The organism is Sphingomonas flavida, from assembly GCF_036663655.1.
In the GTDB taxonomy this organism is placed as follows: domain Bacteria; phylum Pseudomonadota; class Alphaproteobacteria; order Sphingomonadales; family Sphingomonadaceae; genus Sphingomonas.
Genome location: NZ_JAXOJH010000013.1, coordinates 57,455 through 73,967, shown reverse-complemented (window position 1 = coordinate 73,967; position 16,513 = coordinate 57,455). Strand labels below are relative to the sequence as shown.

The 16,513-nt window shown below is 68.0% G+C and carries 13 protein-coding genes; 10 read left to right on the top strand and 3 right to left on the bottom strand.

What is annotated here, in order from left to right; translation table 11 throughout:
- Positions 1 to 127: 127 nt before the first annotated feature.
- Positions 128 to 1,501: a methyl-accepting chemotaxis protein gene (locus U1703_RS14390; protein WP_320453242.1), complete on the bottom strand. Its 1,374-nt coding sequence runs from the start codon at positions 1,499 to 1,501 to the stop codon at positions 128 to 130.
- Between the two features lie 174 nt (positions 1,502 to 1,675).
- Between U1703_RS14390 and sdhC the strand changes: the two genes are divergently transcribed.
- From sdhC to U1703_RS14360, 6 genes are all read left to right on the top strand, one after another.
- Positions 1,676 to 2,131, top strand: coding sequence for a succinate dehydrogenase, cytochrome b556 subunit (gene sdhC / locus U1703_RS14385; RefSeq protein ID WP_320453241.1), 456 nt, complete (start codon positions 1,676 to 1,678; stop codon positions 2,129 to 2,131).
- A complete protein-coding gene (sdhD, locus tag U1703_RS14380) occupies positions 2,131 to 2,514 on the top strand; it encodes a succinate dehydrogenase, hydrophobic membrane anchor protein (RefSeq protein WP_320453502.1) in 384 nt (127 codons plus the stop codon). The genes sdhC and sdhD overlap by 1 nt, the downstream gene beginning before the upstream one ends.
- Positions 2,514 to 4,322, top strand: a complete 1,809-nt coding sequence (sdhA, locus tag U1703_RS14375) for a succinate dehydrogenase flavoprotein subunit (RefSeq protein WP_332786218.1) — start codon at positions 2,514 to 2,516, stop codon at positions 4,320 to 4,322. Before sdhD ends, sdhA begins: the two co-directional genes overlap by 1 nt.
- Positions 4,323 to 5,090: 768 nt before the next feature.
- Entirely contained in the window at positions 5,091 to 5,837 is a 747-nt protein-coding gene (gene otsB / locus U1703_RS14370) for a trehalose-phosphatase (protein ID WP_320453239.1), read from the top strand.
- Positions 5,837 to 7,615, top strand: a complete 1,779-nt coding sequence (locus U1703_RS14365) for a glycoside hydrolase family 15 protein (RefSeq protein ID WP_320453238.1) — start codon at positions 5,837 to 5,839, stop codon at positions 7,613 to 7,615. Before otsB ends, U1703_RS14365 begins: the two co-directional genes overlap by 1 nt.
- Positions 7,612 to 9,027 (top strand): alpha,alpha-trehalose-phosphate synthase (UDP-forming), encoded by a 1,416-nt coding sequence (locus U1703_RS14360; RefSeq protein ID WP_332786217.1) that lies wholly within the window; start codon positions 7,612 to 7,614, stop codon positions 9,025 to 9,027. Before U1703_RS14365 ends, U1703_RS14360 begins: the two co-directional genes overlap by 4 nt.
- 59 nt (positions 9,028 to 9,086) lie before the next feature.
- Here U1703_RS14360 and U1703_RS14355 read toward each other — a convergent pair whose 3' ends face one another.
- Positions 9,087 to 10,214, bottom strand: coding sequence for a mechanosensitive ion channel family protein (locus U1703_RS14355; protein WP_332786216.1), 1,128 nt, complete (start codon positions 10,212 to 10,214; stop codon positions 9,087 to 9,089).
- A gap of 211 nt (positions 10,215 to 10,425) precedes the next feature.
- Positions 10,426 to 11,121: a hypothetical protein gene (locus U1703_RS14350; protein ID WP_332786215.1), complete on the bottom strand. Its 696-nt coding sequence runs from the start codon at positions 11,119 to 11,121 to the stop codon at positions 10,426 to 10,428.
- A gap of 134 nt (positions 11,122 to 11,255) precedes the next feature.
- Between U1703_RS14350 and U1703_RS14345 the strand changes: the two genes are divergently transcribed.
- The 4 genes from U1703_RS14345 to U1703_RS14330 all read left to right on the top strand — a co-directional run bounded on the left by U1703_RS14345 (position 11,256) and on the right by U1703_RS14330 (position 16,424).
- Positions 11,256 to 11,924, top strand: coding sequence for a response regulator (locus U1703_RS14345; RefSeq protein ID WP_320453234.1), 669 nt, complete (start codon positions 11,256 to 11,258; stop codon positions 11,922 to 11,924).
- Between the two features lie 23 nt (positions 11,925 to 11,947).
- Entirely contained in the window at positions 11,948 to 13,300 is a 1,353-nt protein-coding gene (locus U1703_RS14340; RefSeq protein ID WP_332786214.1) for a sensor histidine kinase, read from the top strand.
- Positions 13,301 to 13,339: 39 nt separating this feature from the next.
- Positions 13,340 to 14,896, top strand: coding sequence for an alpha,alpha-trehalase TreF (gene treF, locus U1703_RS14335; protein WP_332786213.1), 1,557 nt, complete (start codon positions 13,340 to 13,342; stop codon positions 14,894 to 14,896).
- A gap of 244 nt (positions 14,897 to 15,140) precedes the next feature.
- Positions 15,141 to 16,424 carry an Hsp70 family protein gene (locus U1703_RS14330; protein ID WP_332786212.1) on the top strand — a complete coding sequence of 428 codons (1,284 nt, stop codon included), beginning with the start codon at positions 15,141 to 15,143 and terminating at the stop codon, positions 16,422 to 16,424.
- The last annotated feature ends 89 nt before the right edge of the window (positions 16,425 to 16,513 follow it).

The window sequence follows — 16,513 nt, the reverse complement described above, 5'->3', positions numbered from 1 at the left end:
GGCACGGGGAGGGGGACCGCCGCGAAGCGGTGGTGGAGGGGGCCTGCCGACGGGGATGTCCCTTGAGGAAGCCCCCCTCCGTCAGGGCTGCGCCCTGCCACCTCCCCGTACCGGGGAGGATTCGGTGTCAGGCCGCCACCCGCGCGACGAACTGGGTGGCGCTGGCCTTCAGGTCGCCCAGCCGCGTGTCGAGATGGTCAAAGCCCCGGCCGACGCGGTCGATCTCCTGCGCGACATGCTCGGTATCCAGACGGATTGCGGCGATGGTGTGCGACATCGAGTCGGCGGCCAGTGCGGTCTCGTCGACCGCCGCCGTGATCGCGGTCACCGTCTGCGCCTGTGCCTCCATGGCGTGGCGGATTCGCTCGGCCGAGACCTGGACCTCGTGCACGGTCGCCTTGATCGAGGCGTTGGTCTCTACGGTCGAGCGGGTCGCGGCCTGGATCGCGGCGATCTTGGTGGCGATGTCGTCGGTCGCGCGCGCCGTCTGGCTGGCGAGGCTCTTCACCTCCTGCGCGACGACCGCGAAGCCGCGGCCCGCATCACCCGCGCGCGCCGCCTCGATAGTGGCGTTGAGCGCAAGCAGGTTGGTCTGCCCGGCGATGTCGCGAATCAGCCCCAGGATCGATTCGATCGACTTGGCATGGTCGGACAGCATCTCCGACATGCCGACCGCCTGGCCCGCCTGGTCGGCGGCGCGATTGGCGACGTCGGCGGCCTGGTCGACCTCGGTTCGCGCGTCCTCGATCGCGCGGATCAGCCCGGCGGCGGTCTGCGCGGCCTCGCGCATCGCGACGGCGGATTGTTCGGCGGCGGCGGCGACCTCGCTCGACTTGCCCAGCATGCCGCGCGTCGACATCGACGCCTCTTGCGCCTGGCGCCGCAGGTCCTGCCCCTCGACCGAAGCGTTCTCGACCACCGAGGCGATGCCGTTGCGGAAATCCCCGGCCAGCCGCTCGCGTTCACGCTCGGCGGTCCAGTTGCGGTAACCGGCAAACAGCTCGACGGTCAGCTCGGTCTCCATGCCGTACATGCGCAGCAGCGTGTCGACCGCCACAGACCGACGTGGATCGTCCGCCGACATTTCCTCCAGGATGATTTTCAGGGCGATCCGGTCGCTGGCGCAGGACATGGCCAGCACCTCCATCGGCGGAATATCGGCGGCATAGGCCGAGGCGACCGCCCGGCCCAGCGACTCGACCCAGTCGCGCCCGGAAAGATGGCAGAAGCGATTGCGCAAATAGGTGCGCCCAGCGGTCAGCTGGCGTTCGCGATCCATCTGCGCCCATTCGGCCTGACCCGGATTCTTGCGGCGCCAATGCTCCCAATAGGCCACGACCACCTCGTCGGCGCGCGGATCGATCACCGTCCAGACGTCGGCGGCCAACCGGACCAGCGAGCCGTCGCCCCCGTCGAAAGTGCGGATCAGGGTATCGATGTCGATCCCGGCGGTAATGGCCGTGGGCGGCGGCAGATCGGAGCGCAAGAAGTGGTCCCCCATTTGACGATGGTCAAATTTTTCACGCCCCTTCTGACGCCCGAAGGGTTAAGGGCGGGTTAGCCCTGCGCCGATCCGGGCCTTCCACGAATGCCCGCCGCGACGCCCACGAAGTCTTTGCGAACCACACGCAGATACGCTCGCGACTTGCATCCTGTCGGCGTCTTCACCATAGGCATGTTCGCAAACCAGCCTGACTTTAGACTGTTCGAGGATCTGCCCTTGGCCGCCCGCAACACCGCACGCCCGCTCTCGCCGCATCTCCAGATCTGGAAATGGGGTCCCAACATGCTGGTTTCGATCCTGCACCGCGCAACCGGCACGGGCATGGCGACCGTGGGCACCCTGCTCCTCGTCTGGTTCCTGGCCGCCGTGGCGTCCGGGCCGGAGAGCTATGCGACCTTCCGCGACGTCTTCACGGTCCAGTCGGGTCATCTCAACATCATCGGCTATGTCGTCGGCATCGGCCTGACCGCCTGCCTGTTCCAGCATATCGCGAACGGCATCCGCCACCTGTTCATGGACGTGGGCGCGGGTTTCGAGCTGAAGGCAAACAAGCGTCAGGCACAGGCCACCATGGTCTTCGCCGTCGTGATGACGGTGGCCTTCTGGCTCTATCTGGGGATCAAGTGATGCGTTCGGGAACCGCAATCGGCCGCGTGCGCGGCCTGGGCTCGGCCAAGTCGGGCACCCACCACTGGCTCAACCAGCGGCTGACCGCCGGGTCGAACTTCCTGCTGGTCGCCTGGCTGCTGATCTCGATCCTGCGCCAGCCGTCGTTCGACTACGCCGCGATGCGGCTGTGGCTGTCCAGCCCCTGGGCGGCGATCCCGATGGCGATGCTGATCGCCTCGGTCTTCTATCACATGAAGCTCGGCCTGCAGGTCGTGATCGAGGATTATGAGCAGGACCAGAACCGGGTCGCGCTCCTCGTCGTCATGAACCTGTTCGTCTTTACGACCGCCGCCGTCGCCATCTTCTCGATCCTCAAGATCGCCTTCGGAGCCGCTGCATAATGTCCGCTGCCGCCTACAAGATCATCGACCATACCTATGACGCCGTCGTCGTGGGTGCGGGCGGTTCGGGCCTGCGCGCCACCATGGGCATCGCCGAGGCGGGTCTGAAGACCGCCTGCATCACCAAGGTGTTCCCGACGCGCAGCCACACCGTCGCCGCGCAGGGCGGCATCGCCGCGTCGCTGGGCAATATGGGTCCCGACCACTGGACCTGGCACATGTACGACACCGTCAAGGGGTCGGACTGGCTGGGCGACCAGGACGCGATCGAATATCTGTGCCGCGAGGCGCCCGCCGCCGTCTACGAGCTGGAGCACGCCGGCGTGCCGTTCAGCCGCACCGAAGAGGGCAAGATCTATCAGCGCCCGTTCGGCGGCATGATGCAGAATATGGGCGAAGGCCCGCCCGCGCAGCGCACCTGCGCCGCCGCCGACCGTACCGGCCACGCCATGCTGCACGCGCTGTACCAGCAGTCGCTGAAGTATGACGCGGACTTCTTCATCGAGTATTTCGCGCTCGACCTGATCATGGACGAGCAGGGCAACTGCCGCGGCGTGATCGCTTTGTGCATGGAAGACGGCTCGATCCACCGTTTCCGCTCGCACAACGTCGTGCTGGCGACCGGCGGCTATGGCCGCTGCTATTTCTCGGCCACCTCGGCGCACACCTGCACGGGTGACGGCGGCGGCATGGTGCTGCGTGCGGGCCTGCCGCTCCAGGACATGGAGTTCGTGCAGTTCCACCCGACCGGCATCTATGGTGCGGGCGTCCTCATCACCGAGGGTGCGCGCGGTGAAGGCGGCTACCTGACCAACTCCGAGGGCGAGCGCTTCATGGAGCGTTACGCACCGTCGGCCAAGGACCTCGCCAGCCGCGACGTCGTGTCGCGTTCGATGGCGATGGAAATCCGCGAAGGCCGCGGCGTCGGCAAGGAGGGGGATCATATCTACCTCCATCTCGACCATATCGACCCGAAGGTCCTGGCCGAGCGCCTGCCCGGCATCACCGAAACCGGCAAGATCTTCGCCGGCGTCGACCTGACTCGCCAGCCGCTGCCCGTCACGCCGACCGTCCACTACAACATGGGCGGCATCCCGACCAACTATCACGGCGAAGTCGTGCGGTTGAAGGACGGCAACCCGGACTCGGTCGTCCCCGGCCTGTTCGCGGTCGGCGAAGCGGCCTGCGTGTCGGTCCATGGCGCGAACCGCCTGGGCTCCAACTCGCTGATCGACCTCGTCGTGTTCGGCCGCGCGACCGGCCTGCGCATCAAGGACACGCTGAAGCCCGGCACGCCGCACGCGCCGCTGCCCGCCGGTTCGGAAGAGCTGGCACTCAGCCGCCTCGACCATTTCCGCAACGCTGCCGGTAGCGCGAGCACCGCATCGGTGCGCAGCGAGATGCAGAAGACGATGCAGCGCCACTGCGCCGTGTTCCGCACCGACGAACTGCTGACCGAAGGGCGCCAGATGATCCGCGCCACCTATGACCGGATGAAGGACATCGGCATCAAGGATCGCTCGCTGATCTGGAACACCGATCTGGTCGAGACGCTGGAGCTGGACAATCTGATCAGCCAGGCGGTCGTGACGATGGAATCGGCGCTGAACCGCAAGGAAAGCCGTGGCGCGCACGTGAACGAGGACTTCCCAGATCGCGACGACGCCAACTGGATGAAGCACACCGTCGCGACCTTCGACGGCTGGGGCGGCCAGGGCGGCGGGGTCGAAATCGACTATCGCCCGGTGCATGACTACACGCTGACCGACGATATCGAGTATATCAAGCCGAAGAAGCGGGTCTACTAAAGGTCCGCGTCGACGGTTCGGAACGAAGGGGCTGGCGAGCGATCGCCGGCCCTTTTTTTCGTTCGAGCAAGCTGTCCCGTTCTTCTCCCCTCCGGCAGGCGGGAGGGGTCGGGGGAGGGAAAGCCACAAGCGACATCGCCCGGGACAAGGCCCCCCCATCCCCCTCCCGCCTGCGGGAGGGGGTGCGCCAAGCGGCAAGCGCCCACGATCCGTCGCCCCCGCCAGCCCCCTCTTCTCCCCTCCCGCAAGCGGGAGGGGCCGGGGGAGGGAAAGCCACAAGCGACATCGCCTGGGAAAAGGCCCCTCCCCCCATCCCCCCTCCCGCCTGCGGGAGGGGGTGCGCCAAGCGGCGAGCGGCCAAGATCCTTCGCCCCCGCCGGCCCCGTATTCTCCCCTCCCGCAGGCGGGAGGGGCCGGGGGAGGGAAAGCCACAAGCGACGTCGCCTGGGGAAAGAACCCTCCCCCCATCCCCCTCCCGCCTGCGGGAGGGGGTGCGCCAAGCGGCGAGCGTCCGCGATCCTTCGCCCCCGCCAGCCCTTTCTTCTCCCCTCCCGCAGGCGGGAGGGGTCGGGAGAGGGAAAGCCACAAGCGACATCGCCCGAGGAAAGAACCCTCCCCCCATTCCCGTCCCGCAGGCGGAAGGAGGTGCGCCAAGCCTCACGCTATTCGCCTACGCACCCCCAACTGTAATCATTTCGGCAGCGCAGCGGAACGCCAGCGGCGGGGATGGGTTCACTCGGCATGCCTGCCTCCGCTATGCTTTCGCCCATGCTCTCCGATCTCGCTCCGCCGCCGCCCCGCCTGTCCGCCACGGACAGCCTGTTCCTGGATTTCGACGGCACGCTGGTCGACCTTGCCGACAATCCGGAGGGCGTGCACGTCAGTGCCGCGCTCGCCGATCGGCTGGATGCGCTCGCCGCGCACATGCCTGGCCGCCTCGCCATCGTCAGCGGCCGATCGATCGCGCAGCTGGATGCGCTGTTCGGTCCCCAGGCGGAGCATTTCACGCTGGCGGGCAGTCACGGCGCCGAGCGCCGCAGCCCGGAGGACGGGCACAGCCAGCCCGAAAAGCCCGCGCATCTCGCCACCGCGACCGAGGAGATGCGCCATGTGGCCGAGGCCAACGACCTGTATTTCGAAACCAAGAGCTTCGGCGCGGGCCTGCATTACCGCCGCAACCCGGACGCCGAACCCCTGGCCCTGCGCGAAGCCACCGCGATCGCCGAACGGCATGGCCTGACCCTGCAACCCGGCAAGATGATGGTCGAGGTTCGCCTGCCCGGTGACAAGGGCCAGGCGATCGAGACGTTGATGCAGGCCCCCGCCATGCACGGCACCGTACCGATCTTTTTCGGCGACGACGTGACCGACGAGGACGGCTTTGTCGCCGCCGCCGAACTGGGCGGTGCGGGTGTGCTGGTCGGCCCGATGCGCGAAACCGCCGCCCGTTACCGCCTGCCCGATGTCGCCGCCGTCCATGAATGGCTTGCCCAAGCGCTGGAGAATGCAAACTGATGCAACAGGACATGAACCTCTGGCCGATCGGCAACTGCCAGGTTTCCGCGCTGGTCGACTCGCACGGTCGGTTCGTCTGGGGCTGTGTGCCGCGCGTCGATGGCGACCCGGCCTTTTGCGCGCTGCTGGGCGATGGCGAGCCGGAGACGGGCTATTGGTCGATCGACCTGGAAGACCGGGTTTCGACCACCCAAGGCTATCTGCGCAACACGCCGATCCTGGTCACCACCCATATGGACGATCGCGGCAACGGTATCGAGATCACCGATTTCTGCCCGCGCTTCTCGCGCGAGGGTCGGGTCTATCGTCCGACCAGCTATGTGCGGATCGTGCGCCCGATCGGCAGTCCGCGCATCCGCATCGCCCTGCGCGTCGCGACCGACTGGGGCCATCCAACCGAGCGGACGCAGGGGTCGAACCATGTCCGCTACCTGATGACGCAGCAGACGCTGCGCCTGTCGACCGACGCGCCGGTCGGCCATATCACCGCCGAGCAGTGGTTCCGCCTCGAACGTCCGGTCCACATGTTCCTGGGCCCGGACGAGAGCTTCGCGGGCGTGCTGAGCGAGGCGTGCCGCGCCATGCTGGAGCGGACTACTAACGAATGGCATCACTGGGTGCGCGGCCTGGCCACGCCGGTCGAGTGGCAGGCGGTCGTCATCCGCGCCGCGATCACGCTGAAGCTGTGCCAGCATGAGGAAACCGGCGCGATCGTCGCCGCTCTGACGACTTCGCTACCCGAACATGCCGATTCGGGGCGCAACTGGGACTATCGCTATTGCTGGATAAGGGATGCCTATTACACGGTGCAGGCGCTCAACCGGCTGGGCGCGCTCGACGTGCTGGAGGGGTATCTCGAATATCTGCGCAACATCGTCGACGCGGCCAAGGGCGGGCATATCCAGCCGCTCTACGGCGTCGGCGGCGAGGCGACCCTGGTCGAGCGGATCGAGGAGAAGCTGCCCGGCTACCGCGCCATGGGTCCGGTCCGCGTCGGCAACCAGGCCTATGAACAGATCCAGCATGACGCTTACGGCCAGATCATCCTGTCCGACGTGCAGGCCTTCTTCGACACCCGCCTGTTCCGCATGTCGGGGGTGGAAGACTTCCATTCGCTCGAACGAGTCGGCGAACGTGCCTGGGCCAAGTACGACCAGCCGGACGCAGGTCTGTGGGAACTGCGCACCAAGAGCCATGTCCACACCTATTCCGCCGCCATGTGCTGGGCGGCGTGCGACCGGCTGGCCAATGCCGCACAGGCCCTGGGACTGGAGGACCGCCGCAGCTTCTGGCAGGAGCGCGCCGACCTGATGCGCGAGACGATCGAGCAGGCCGCATGGCGCCCCGAGACGCAGCGCATGTCAGCGACCTTCGGCGGCGACGATCTGGACGCCAGCATCATCCAGTTGCTCGACCTGCGTTTCCTGTCGCCCGACGATCCCCGCTTCCGCTCGACGCTGGAGGCGGTGGAAAAGGGCCTGCGCCGGGGCAGCCACATGCTGCGCTATGCGACCGAGGATGACTTCGGCCTGCCGCATACCGCTTTCAACGTTTGCACCTTCTGGCTGATCGAAGCGTTGTATGTCACCGGGCGTCATGAAGATGCCCGCGCGCTGTTCGAGGAGATGGTGGCGCGCTGCACCCCCGCCGGGCTTCTGTCCGAGGATATCGACCCGAATACGGGCGAGCTGTGGGGCAATTATCCGCAAACCTATTCGCTGGTCGGCCTGATCAACTGCGCCGTCCTGCTGAGTAAACCATGGAGTGCCGTGCGATGAGTCGCCTGATCGTCATCTCGAACCGGGTCCAGCCGCCCACCACCGGGCCGGGCGGCAATCAGGGCGGGCTGGCGGTCGCACTCCTGGCCGCGCTGCGCGAACAGGGCGGCATCTGGTTCGGCTGGTCGGGGGAGACCACGGACGAGTTCAACGGCCATATCAACTTCCAGCAGGGCGGCGGCGTCACCACGGCGACCATCGACCTGGAAGAGCAGGACATCGACGAATATTATAACGGCTATGCCAACCGGACGTTGTGGCCACTCTTCCACTATCGCATCGACCTGACCGAGTTCGAGCGCGACTTCGATTCGGGCTATGCCCGCGTCAACGAACGCTTCGCCGAGACGGTGCAGCCGCTGATCGAGCCGGACGATCTGGTCTGGGTGCATGACTATCACCTGATCCCGCTGGGCCGCTATTTGCGCCAGCGCGGGTTCAAGAACCGGATCGGCTTCTTCCTCCACATCCCATGGCCGCCGGTGCGGCTGCTGATGTCGCTGCCCAGCCATCGCAAGCTGGTGGAGTCGCTCTTCGCCTATGACGTGGTCGGTTTCCACACCGAGGACTGGCTGGACAGCTTCCGCGACTACGTCACCAAGGAGCTCGGCGGCACACTCGGTGAGAATGGCGAGGTGACGTGGAACGGCAAGACCATCCAGGCGATCCGCGCGCCGATCGGCATCGAAACCAAGGAGTTCGAGGAAGCGGCGAATGGCCATGACGCGCGTTTCGCGCGCGAACGCATGTACATGTCGGCGACCGGCCGCAGCCTGATCGTCGGCGTCGACCGGCTGGATTATTCCAAGGGGCTGACCGAGCGCTTCCTGGGATATGAACGCTTCCTGGCGCAGCATCCGGAGCGGCGCGGGCTCGTCTACATGCTACAGATCGCGCCGCCCAGCCGTGAGAAGGTGAACACCTATCAGGAGATTCGCGCCAATCTCGACTCGCTGTCGGGGCGGATCAACGGCGAATATGCCGATATCGACTGGGTGCCGATCCGCTACGTCAACAAGGGGTTTCCGCGCCCGGTGCTGGCGGGCATCTACCGCGCGGCGCGGATCGGGCTGGTCACGCCGCTTCGCGACGGCATGAACCTGGTCGCCAAGGAATATGTCGCGGCGCAGGACCCCGAAGACCCCGGCGTGCTGATCCTGTCGCGCTTCGCGGGCGCCGCCGAGCAGTTGAAGGACGCAGTCCTGATCAACCCGTACAGCGCCGAGGAAATGTCCGACGCGATCGTCCAGGCCCTGGCCATGCCGCGCGCCGAGCGTATCCGCCGCTGGGAAAGCCTGATCGACAATGTCCGGCGCGAGGATGTGTTCTGGTGGTGCGAGCAGTATCTGTCGGCGCTGCGCGGGGATGGGGTTGAGGCAGAGGCCAAGGCGATCGAGGCAGCGGCGCACTAAACTATTCCTCCCCTATAAGGGGAGGTGGCAGGGCAAAGCCCTGACGGAGGGGTGTCCCCCTATCGAGGGTGGGACACCCCTCCACCATGCTGCGCATGGTCCCCCTCCCCTTGCAGGGGAGGAATGTTCGAATGATGCTCCAACCGCCGCCGGGGCAGGGCTTCGGGCATCTCCCGCCGGATATATTCCAGCAGCCCCTCGCGAATCTCGCAGCGCAGGTCGAAGGCGATCGCCGCATCGCGCGCGGTCATCAACCCGCGCACCTCGATCGAATCCGGCTTCACGTCCGTCACCTGCATGTTGAAGAAGCGCCGGTCCCAGCGCGGGCTCGCCTCGACCAGCTGACCCATCTTCTCGCGCAGGCGGGGAATGTCGGCCGCCGGATCGAGATACCAGAAGACGGACCCCAGCAACTGGCTCGTCTCGCGAGTCCAGTTCTGGAAACTGTTTTCCAGGAACTTGGCGACCGGCACGACGAGGCGGCGCTCGTCCCAGATGCGCACCACGACGAAGGTCAGGTGGATCTGTTCGATCCGCCCCCATTCGTTATCGATGATGACCACGTCGTCGAGGCGGATCGGCTCGGTAAAGGCCATTTGCACGCCCGCGATCAGATTCTTGAGCGCGGGCTGCGCGGCGGCACCGACGACCAGGCCCGCGATACCCGCCGAGGCCATCAGCGTGACGCCGATGGTGCGGATGCCAGGCACGCTCAGCAGCATCAGGCAGACGGTCAGGAACACGATCAGGAAAATGCCGATCCGCCCGAGTATCTGCGCACGCGTCCGCTTGCGCCGGGCGCGCAGGTTATCCTCGACGCTGATATCGGCGCGCAGATACACCACGCCCTGCAACGCCCGCAGCGCCGACACCGCCAGCCAGCCGAGCAGGGCCGGTACGACGAACCCCAGCACCTGCCGCCAGATTTCCCGCCCGTCGCTCGACATCGGCACCAGCCGCATCGCGAAACTGACCGCGATGGCGATCGCCACCCAGCGCAGCGGCTGGCGGATATGTTCGAGGACCAGGTCGTCGCTCTGGCTGGCGGTCCGTCTGGCGGCATGGCCCGCGATACGCATCGCGACACTGTGTACCAGGACCGCGATCAGGATCGCCGCCGCAATGACGAGGACATGTTGCAGCCACAGCCATTCGGCCGGAATGTCGAGTGATCGGAGCCAGCGCATGGGTTGCTAAAGGGTGGCGGTGGGGAATGTTCCCATAGGCTGGGGATTCCCTTCCCCTTCGACTCCGCGCAGGCAGGACGGAGGTCGGTATGAGGTCCATCCCACCCAAACCCCGTTCAGCCTGGGCGAAGTCGAAGGTCACGCCCCCACCCTCGCCAAGCACGAATACGCCCCCCGACCGAAGCCGGAGGGCGTCTTCATCACAATCCGATCACCGTGCCGGGCGAACCGCGCCGGTCGGGACCGGGGCCGGAGCCCCAGCGGGCGGAGGCGGCAGGGGCGCCCCCTGGGGCGCAGCGCCGTCCACCGGCGGCGGGGGCGGCGGCATCATGCCCGGTGCGCCGGGACCACCGGGACCACCCGGCGCACAGCCACCGGGAGGCGGCGGGGGGGCGCCCGGACCACCCGGGGCACCGGGTCCGCCCGGACCACCGGGGGGCGGAGGCGGCGGCGGACCGTCACCGCGCGGACCACCCGGACCACCGGGGCCACGCGGACCGCCCGGCGGGGGCGGCGGCGGGCCGACGGGGATCACCGACCCTTGCGGATTGACCAGATACTGGGCGTGCATCACCCCGTCGTCGAAGCGGCCCTGCACCATGACGTTGCTGCCGACCGAGGGCATGGCGTCGCGATTGCTGGCGACCATCGCGCGGCCGGTCGCGTCCTGGACCACGAAGCGGTCGCCGAACACTTCGGCCACCCGCCCCTTGGCGGTGACTACGCCGCCGGTCGAGGCGAGCTTGGCGATCGGCGTCGGGGTCGACGGCGCCATGGTGACGGTCGGCCGGGTCATCGACACGGCGGCGGCGCCCCCGCCCGCGCCCAGCGCGATCAGGACGGCGGCGGCGGCAGCCAGCGGGGCCTTGCCCTGCAGGCGCGGGGCCGGAATTTTGAAACGAGACATGTGTGATCTCCTTGGTTGATGCACCGCTTTTAGGTGATTCGACCCGATGCCCGCTGAACCAGCCGGTTCAGATTGGGTTTACCCAGTACGGCGATAGCGGCATGCGCGGGGCCATAAGGGGAAGACGACACGTCATGCGGATTCTGCTGGTCGAGGATGATCCCGCGCTGGGCCCCGCCATCGCGCGCGCGCTGCGTGCCGAACAATGCGCGGTCGACCTGTTCGCCAGCGGGGTGGACGCGGGCCATGCGGGCGACACCGAAATCTACGACGCCGCCGTGCTCGACCTGGGCCTGCCCGATGGTGACGGCATGACCCTGCTGCGCCAGTGGCGAGAGGCGGGGCGCGCCCTGCCCGTCCTGATCCTGACCGCGCGCGACGGCTGGTCGGACAAGGTCGCCGGGTTCAAGGCGGGCGCGGACGATTATCTGACCAAGCCGTTCCGGGTCGAGGAACTCGTCATGCGCCTGCGCGCGCTGGTCCGCCGTGCGGCGGGCCATGCCCAGCCGCGCCTGACCTGCGGCCCCCTCTCCTTTGACAGCCAGACCGGACAGTTCGAGCTGGACGGCCTGCCGCTGAAGCTGACCGCGTTCGAATGGCGGGTGCTGTCGGCGCTGATGCTGCGCAAGGAGGCGGTGATCCCCCGGCTGGAACTGCTGGAGCGCGTCTATGAGGGGGATGCCGATGTCGACTCCAACAGCCTGGAGGTGATCGTCGGCCGCCTGCGCAAGAAGATCGGTGCCGACCTGATCGAGACGGTGCGCGGCATGGGCTATCGCCTGACCGCCGGTGCGGCGGCATGAGGCCAGGGTCGATCCATGGCCGGATGATCCTGATGTCCGGCATCGCGATCCTGGGTGCGCTGCTGCTCGCGGGATGGGGGCTGGCGGGCGCGTTGGAGCGGATCGTCACGCAGGGGCTCGACCGGCGGCTCGACTCGGAAATGGCGATCCTCGCCTCGGCAGTGGATTCGCAGGGGCGCATCGACCGGGACCGGATCGCGAACCGGCGTGGCCTGCTCGAACCCGAACCCGGTTGGCGCTGGCGGATCTCGGGGCCGGACGGCGTGCTGGCCTCCGGCGACTTCCCTCCGCTGGCCGAGCCGCATCCACCTTTCCCCGGCGCACCGGGCGACCATGGGCCACCGGGACCACCGCCGCCCAGCCCCTCACCCGGCCCCGCCGCCGCCCCAATCGCGCCGCCGCAACCCGCCGAGGGGCGCACCGAACAGGGCGTGCGCGTCCATGCCCGGCAGGTGACGATCCCCAGTGCACGCGGCCCCGTAACGATCAGCGCCGCCGCGCCGCGCGCGGTCGTCGCCCAGCCGATCCGCGCCGCGCTCGTGCCGCTGCTGGCCATGCTGGCCGGGCTCGGCGTGTTGCTGGCGGCGGCGAGCCTGCTGCAGTTGCGCCTGGGCCTGCGTCCGCTGCGCCGCCTGCGCGACGAGGTGGCGGCGATCCGGGCGGGCGAGCGAGCGCGGGTCGACGAGGACCAACCCGCCGAGCTTCGGCCGCTAGCGCATGAGTTGAACGCCCTGGCCGCCGACAGCGAGCGGGCCCTGGCCACCGCGCGCGCGTCCGCCGCGAACCTCGCCCATGCGCTGAAGACGCCGGTCGCCACGCTGGCGCTCGATCTGGCCGGGGACCCGCCGCGCGCGGCGCAGGTCGCGCGGATCGGCGACACGATCCGCCACCACCTCGCCCGCGCCCGAGTCCAGGCGGGGGCGGTACGCGCCGCGACCGCCCTCGCCCCCGCCATCGCCGATCTGGTAACCGCGATCCGGCGGCTGCACGCCGATCGCGGCGTCACCCTGTCGAGTGCAATACCCGATAATCTGGCCGTCGCGATGGATGCGCAGGATCTGGACGAGGTCGCGGGCAACCTGATCGACAATGCCGCGCGCCATGCCCGCGCCACCGTGCATATCCACGCCCAGGCCGAGGATCGCCAGATCCGCCTGAGCGTCGTGGACGACGGCCCCGGCATCGCCGAGGCGGACCGGATCCGCGCGACCCAGCCCGGCACGCGGCTGGACGAACGCGGCGACGGACATGGCTTTGGCCTGGGCATCGCACGCGAACTGGCCGAACTGCATGGCGGTCGCCTGATCCTCGATCAGGCCGAGAATGGCGGCCTGTCCGCCACCGTCCTGCTGCCCCGCGCCGCGCGCCCCGAGTAATCAGGCCGAATAATCAGGCCGAATAATCAGGAGAGGATCATGATCGCCACCCGGTTCCGCCCGCTGGTCCTGCTGCCCGCGCTGGCGCTGCTGCTCCAGGGACAGGCCATGCCGCCCTCCCCCGCCGATATTTACGGCCCGCTGTTCGGCGCGGTGCAGGAGGCGCAGGTGTTTGCCGACGGCAAGACCTTCGCCGATGCCGTTCCGCGTGAAGCGCCGCCAGCGATCATGGCCGCCTATGCCCGCGAAAAGCCGATGGGCAAGGCGGCGTTGACCGCATTCGTCCGCCGCCATTTCACGGTGCGCGGCGAGACACAGACGAAGCCCCCCTTGCGCGAGCGTATCCGCGAACTCTGGCCGGTCCTGGGCCGCGCGCCGTTCGCGCCCGTCGCGGGATCGTCGGCGCTTGGGCTCGACCATGGCTATGTCGTGCCGGGCGACCGCTTCCAGGAGATTTATTACTGGGACAGCTATTTCACGATGCTGGGGCTGAAGGCCGATGGGCAAGCCCCGCTGATCGAGGCGATGCTCGCCGATTTCGTCGATCTGGTCGAACGCTATGGCCATATCCCCAACGGCACCCGGACCTATTATCTCAGCCGGTCGCAACCGCCCTTCCTGGCGCTGATGATGGACCTGTCCGACGATCGCGATCCGGCGCTGGCGAAGCGGCGGCTGGCGGCGCTGGTCCGCGAACATGATTACTGGATGGCGGGGGCGGCGTGCCTCGACGCCAGCGGTGCCTGCCAGCATGTCGTGCGGATGCCCGACGGCAGCCTGCTCAACCGCTATTGGGACGCGCGCGACACCCCCCGCGACGAAAGCTGGCGCGAGGATCGCGAAACCGCCGCCAAGGCCGCGCCGCGTGCCGCTGGCATGGTCCAGCGCGACCTGCGCGCGGCGGCGGAATCGGGCTGGGACTTCAGCTCGCGCTGGCTGGCCGATCCGATGCGGCTGGAGACGATCCGCACCACCGACATCGTGCCGGTCGATCTCAACAGCCTGTTGTGGATCAGCGAAACCCGGATCGCCGCGCGGGCGAAGGCGGCGGGTGACACGGCAACGGCGCAGCGCTTCACCGAACTGGCCGCGCGGCGCAAGGTGGCGATCGACCGCTATCTGTGGGTCGCGGGCGAGAAGCGCTATGCCGATTGGGACTGGGCCGCACGGCGCGCCACGAACAGCCGCACCGCCGCGTCGCTCTTCCCCCTGTTCGCCGGGCTTGCCAGCGCGGACCAGGCGCGTGCGGTCACCGCAACGACCCGCGCCACGCTGGTCGGCGAAGGAGGCCTGCGCACCACCGCCATCCGCTCGGGCCAGCAATGGGATGCGCCCAATGGCTGGGCCCCGTTGCAATGGATCGCGGTCGAGGGGCTGGGGCGGTATGGCGAGCAGGCGCTGGCCAGGGATATTGCCCGCCGCTGGGTCGCGACGGTCGCACGCACCTATGCCGAGACAGGCAAGCTGCTGGAGAAATACGATGTCGAGGAGCGGCGGCCCGGTGGCGGTGGAGAATATCCGACGCAGGACGGCTTTGGCTGGACCAATGGCGTGACGGCGGCGATGCTGGAGCGCTGGCCGGATTTGGGACGCTGACTAAATGCGATAACCTTCTGCTCCCCCTCCCGTAAACGGGAGGGGGCCGGGGGGAGGGTTGGGAGTCTCACCGAGACCATCGCCTGTGGCCTGCCCTCCCCCGACCCAGTTCCAGGTAAACGATGCCCGGCATCGTTTAGGTCATGCCGGGGGCATGACCGACCTGAAACTCGCCTGCGGGAAGGGAGCAAGAAGGTCAGAATCCCCCCTCCCCCGTCACGCCATATCGTGTAGCGGACCCCGCATGACCGACACCTCGCACACCGTCCTCGGCATCGACTTCGGCACCACCAACTCGGTCATCGCGCGTGCCGATGCGGGGGAGTCGCATCTGGTCGCACTCCATGGTCCGAAGGGTGAAGATCCGGTCTTCCGCTCCGCCCTGTGCTTCTGGGAGGATGACGGCATCGAGGTCGAGGCCGGCCCCTGGGCGATCGCCGAATATCTCGACTTCCCAGGCGGCAGCCGCTTCATCCAGTCGTTCAAGTCGGTCGCAGCCTCACCCGTGTTCGAGCATGCCACCGTATTCGACAAACGCTATCGCTTCGAGGAACTCGGCCGCGCGTTCCTCGACCGGATGGCGGCGCGCAGCGGCGGCGTGCTGAACGGCCGGGCGGCGCGAATCGTCGTCGGGCGTCCCGTCGAATATGCCGGGCACCGCCCCGACGAAGCGCTGGCCCGCGAGCGGTACGACGCGATGTTCGCGCGGCTGGGGGCCGAAATCCATTATGTCTACGAACCGCTGGGCGCCGCGTTCAGCTATGCCTCGCGAATCACCGAGCCGACGACCGTGCTGGTCGCCGACTTTGGCGGCGGCACCAGCGATTTTTCCATCGTCCGCATCGCCGCGCCGGGTGCCGAGCGGCGCTGCGAGCCGCTGGGCCATGCCGGCGTCGGTATTGCGGGCGACCGGTTCGACCAGAAGCTGATCGACCATCTCGTCCTGCCACTGCTCGGCGCGGGCGGCAGCTATCGCTCGTTCGACAAGGTGCTGGAGATTCCGCGCGGATATTTCGCCGATTTCGGCGACTGGTCGCGCCTGGCCCTGATGCGCAACCGCAAGACGCTGGCCGAGCTGGAAAAGCTGCGTCGCGCCGCGCTCGACCCGCAAGCCATCGGGCGGATGATCGCGATCATCGAGGAGGAGCAGGGATATCGCCTCTACGACGCGGTCGGCCAGGTGAAGCGCGACCTGTCCGCGGCCGAACATGCGCAGTTCCGGTTCGAGGGCGGCGGGTTGCGAATCGAGGCGGATGTCGCGCGCCGGGATTTCGAGGCGTGGATCGCCCCCGATCTCGCGCGGATCGAGCAGGCGGTGGACCGGGCGCTGGCGGCGGCCGCGACAGAGGCGGGGGCGATCGACCGGGTGTTCCTGACCGGCGGCACCTCGCTGATGCCCGCGATCCGGCGGATGTTCGAGGTGCGGTTCGGCGGTGAAAAGATCGCGACGGGGGGCGAACTCACGTCGATCGCGCACGGCCTGGCGCTGATCGGCGAGCAGGCGGATATCGGAGCCTGGGCTGTCTAAAAAAGCCCCTCCCGTAAACGGGAGGGGTTGGGGGAGGGCAAGGCCGCGAGCGACAGGCTCTGTGAGACCCCACCCTTCCCCATCCCCTC

Excerpts from the sequence above, each read along its gene's own strand:
- otsB (WP_320453239.1), top strand. The coding sequence starts at position 5,091 with ATGCTCTCCGATCTCGCTCCGCCGCCGCCCCGCCTGTCCGCCACGGAC.
- sdhC (WP_320453241.1), top strand. The coding sequence starts at position 1,676 with ATGTTCGCAAACCAGCCTGACTTTAGACTGTTCGAGGATCTGCCCTTG.
- U1703_RS14360 (WP_332786217.1), top strand. The coding sequence starts at position 7,612 with ATGAGTCGCCTGATCGTCATCTCGAACCGGGTCCAGCCGCCCACCACC.
- U1703_RS14345 (WP_320453234.1), top strand. The coding sequence starts at position 11,256 with ATGCGGATTCTGCTGGTCGAGGATGATCCCGCGCTGGGCCCCGCCATC.
- sdhA (WP_332786218.1), top strand. The coding sequence starts at position 2,514 with ATGTCCGCTGCCGCCTACAAGATCATCGACCATACCTATGACGCCGTC.
- U1703_RS14350 (WP_332786215.1), bottom strand. The coding sequence starts at position 11,121 with ATGTCTCGTTTCAAAATTCCGGCCCCGCGCCTGCAGGGCAAGGCCCCG.
- U1703_RS14355 (WP_332786216.1), bottom strand. The coding sequence starts at position 10,214 with ATGCGCTGGCTCCGATCACTCGACATTCCGGCCGAATGGCTGTGGCTG.
- U1703_RS14365 (WP_320453238.1), top strand. The coding sequence starts at position 5,837 with ATGCAACAGGACATGAACCTCTGGCCGATCGGCAACTGCCAGGTTTCC.
- U1703_RS14390 (WP_320453242.1), bottom strand. The coding sequence starts at position 1,501 with ATGGGGGACCACTTCTTGCGCTCCGATCTGCCGCCGCCCACGGCCATT.
- sdhD (WP_320453502.1), top strand. The coding sequence starts at position 2,131 with ATGCGTTCGGGAACCGCAATCGGCCGCGTGCGCGGCCTGGGCTCGGCC.
- U1703_RS14340 (WP_332786214.1), top strand. The coding sequence starts at position 11,948 with ATGATCCTGATGTCCGGCATCGCGATCCTGGGTGCGCTGCTGCTCGCG.
- U1703_RS14330 (WP_332786212.1), top strand. The coding sequence starts at position 15,141 with ATGACCGACACCTCGCACACCGTCCTCGGCATCGACTTCGGCACCACC.
- treF (WP_332786213.1), top strand. The coding sequence starts at position 13,340 with ATGATCGCCACCCGGTTCCGCCCGCTGGTCCTGCTGCCCGCGCTGGCG.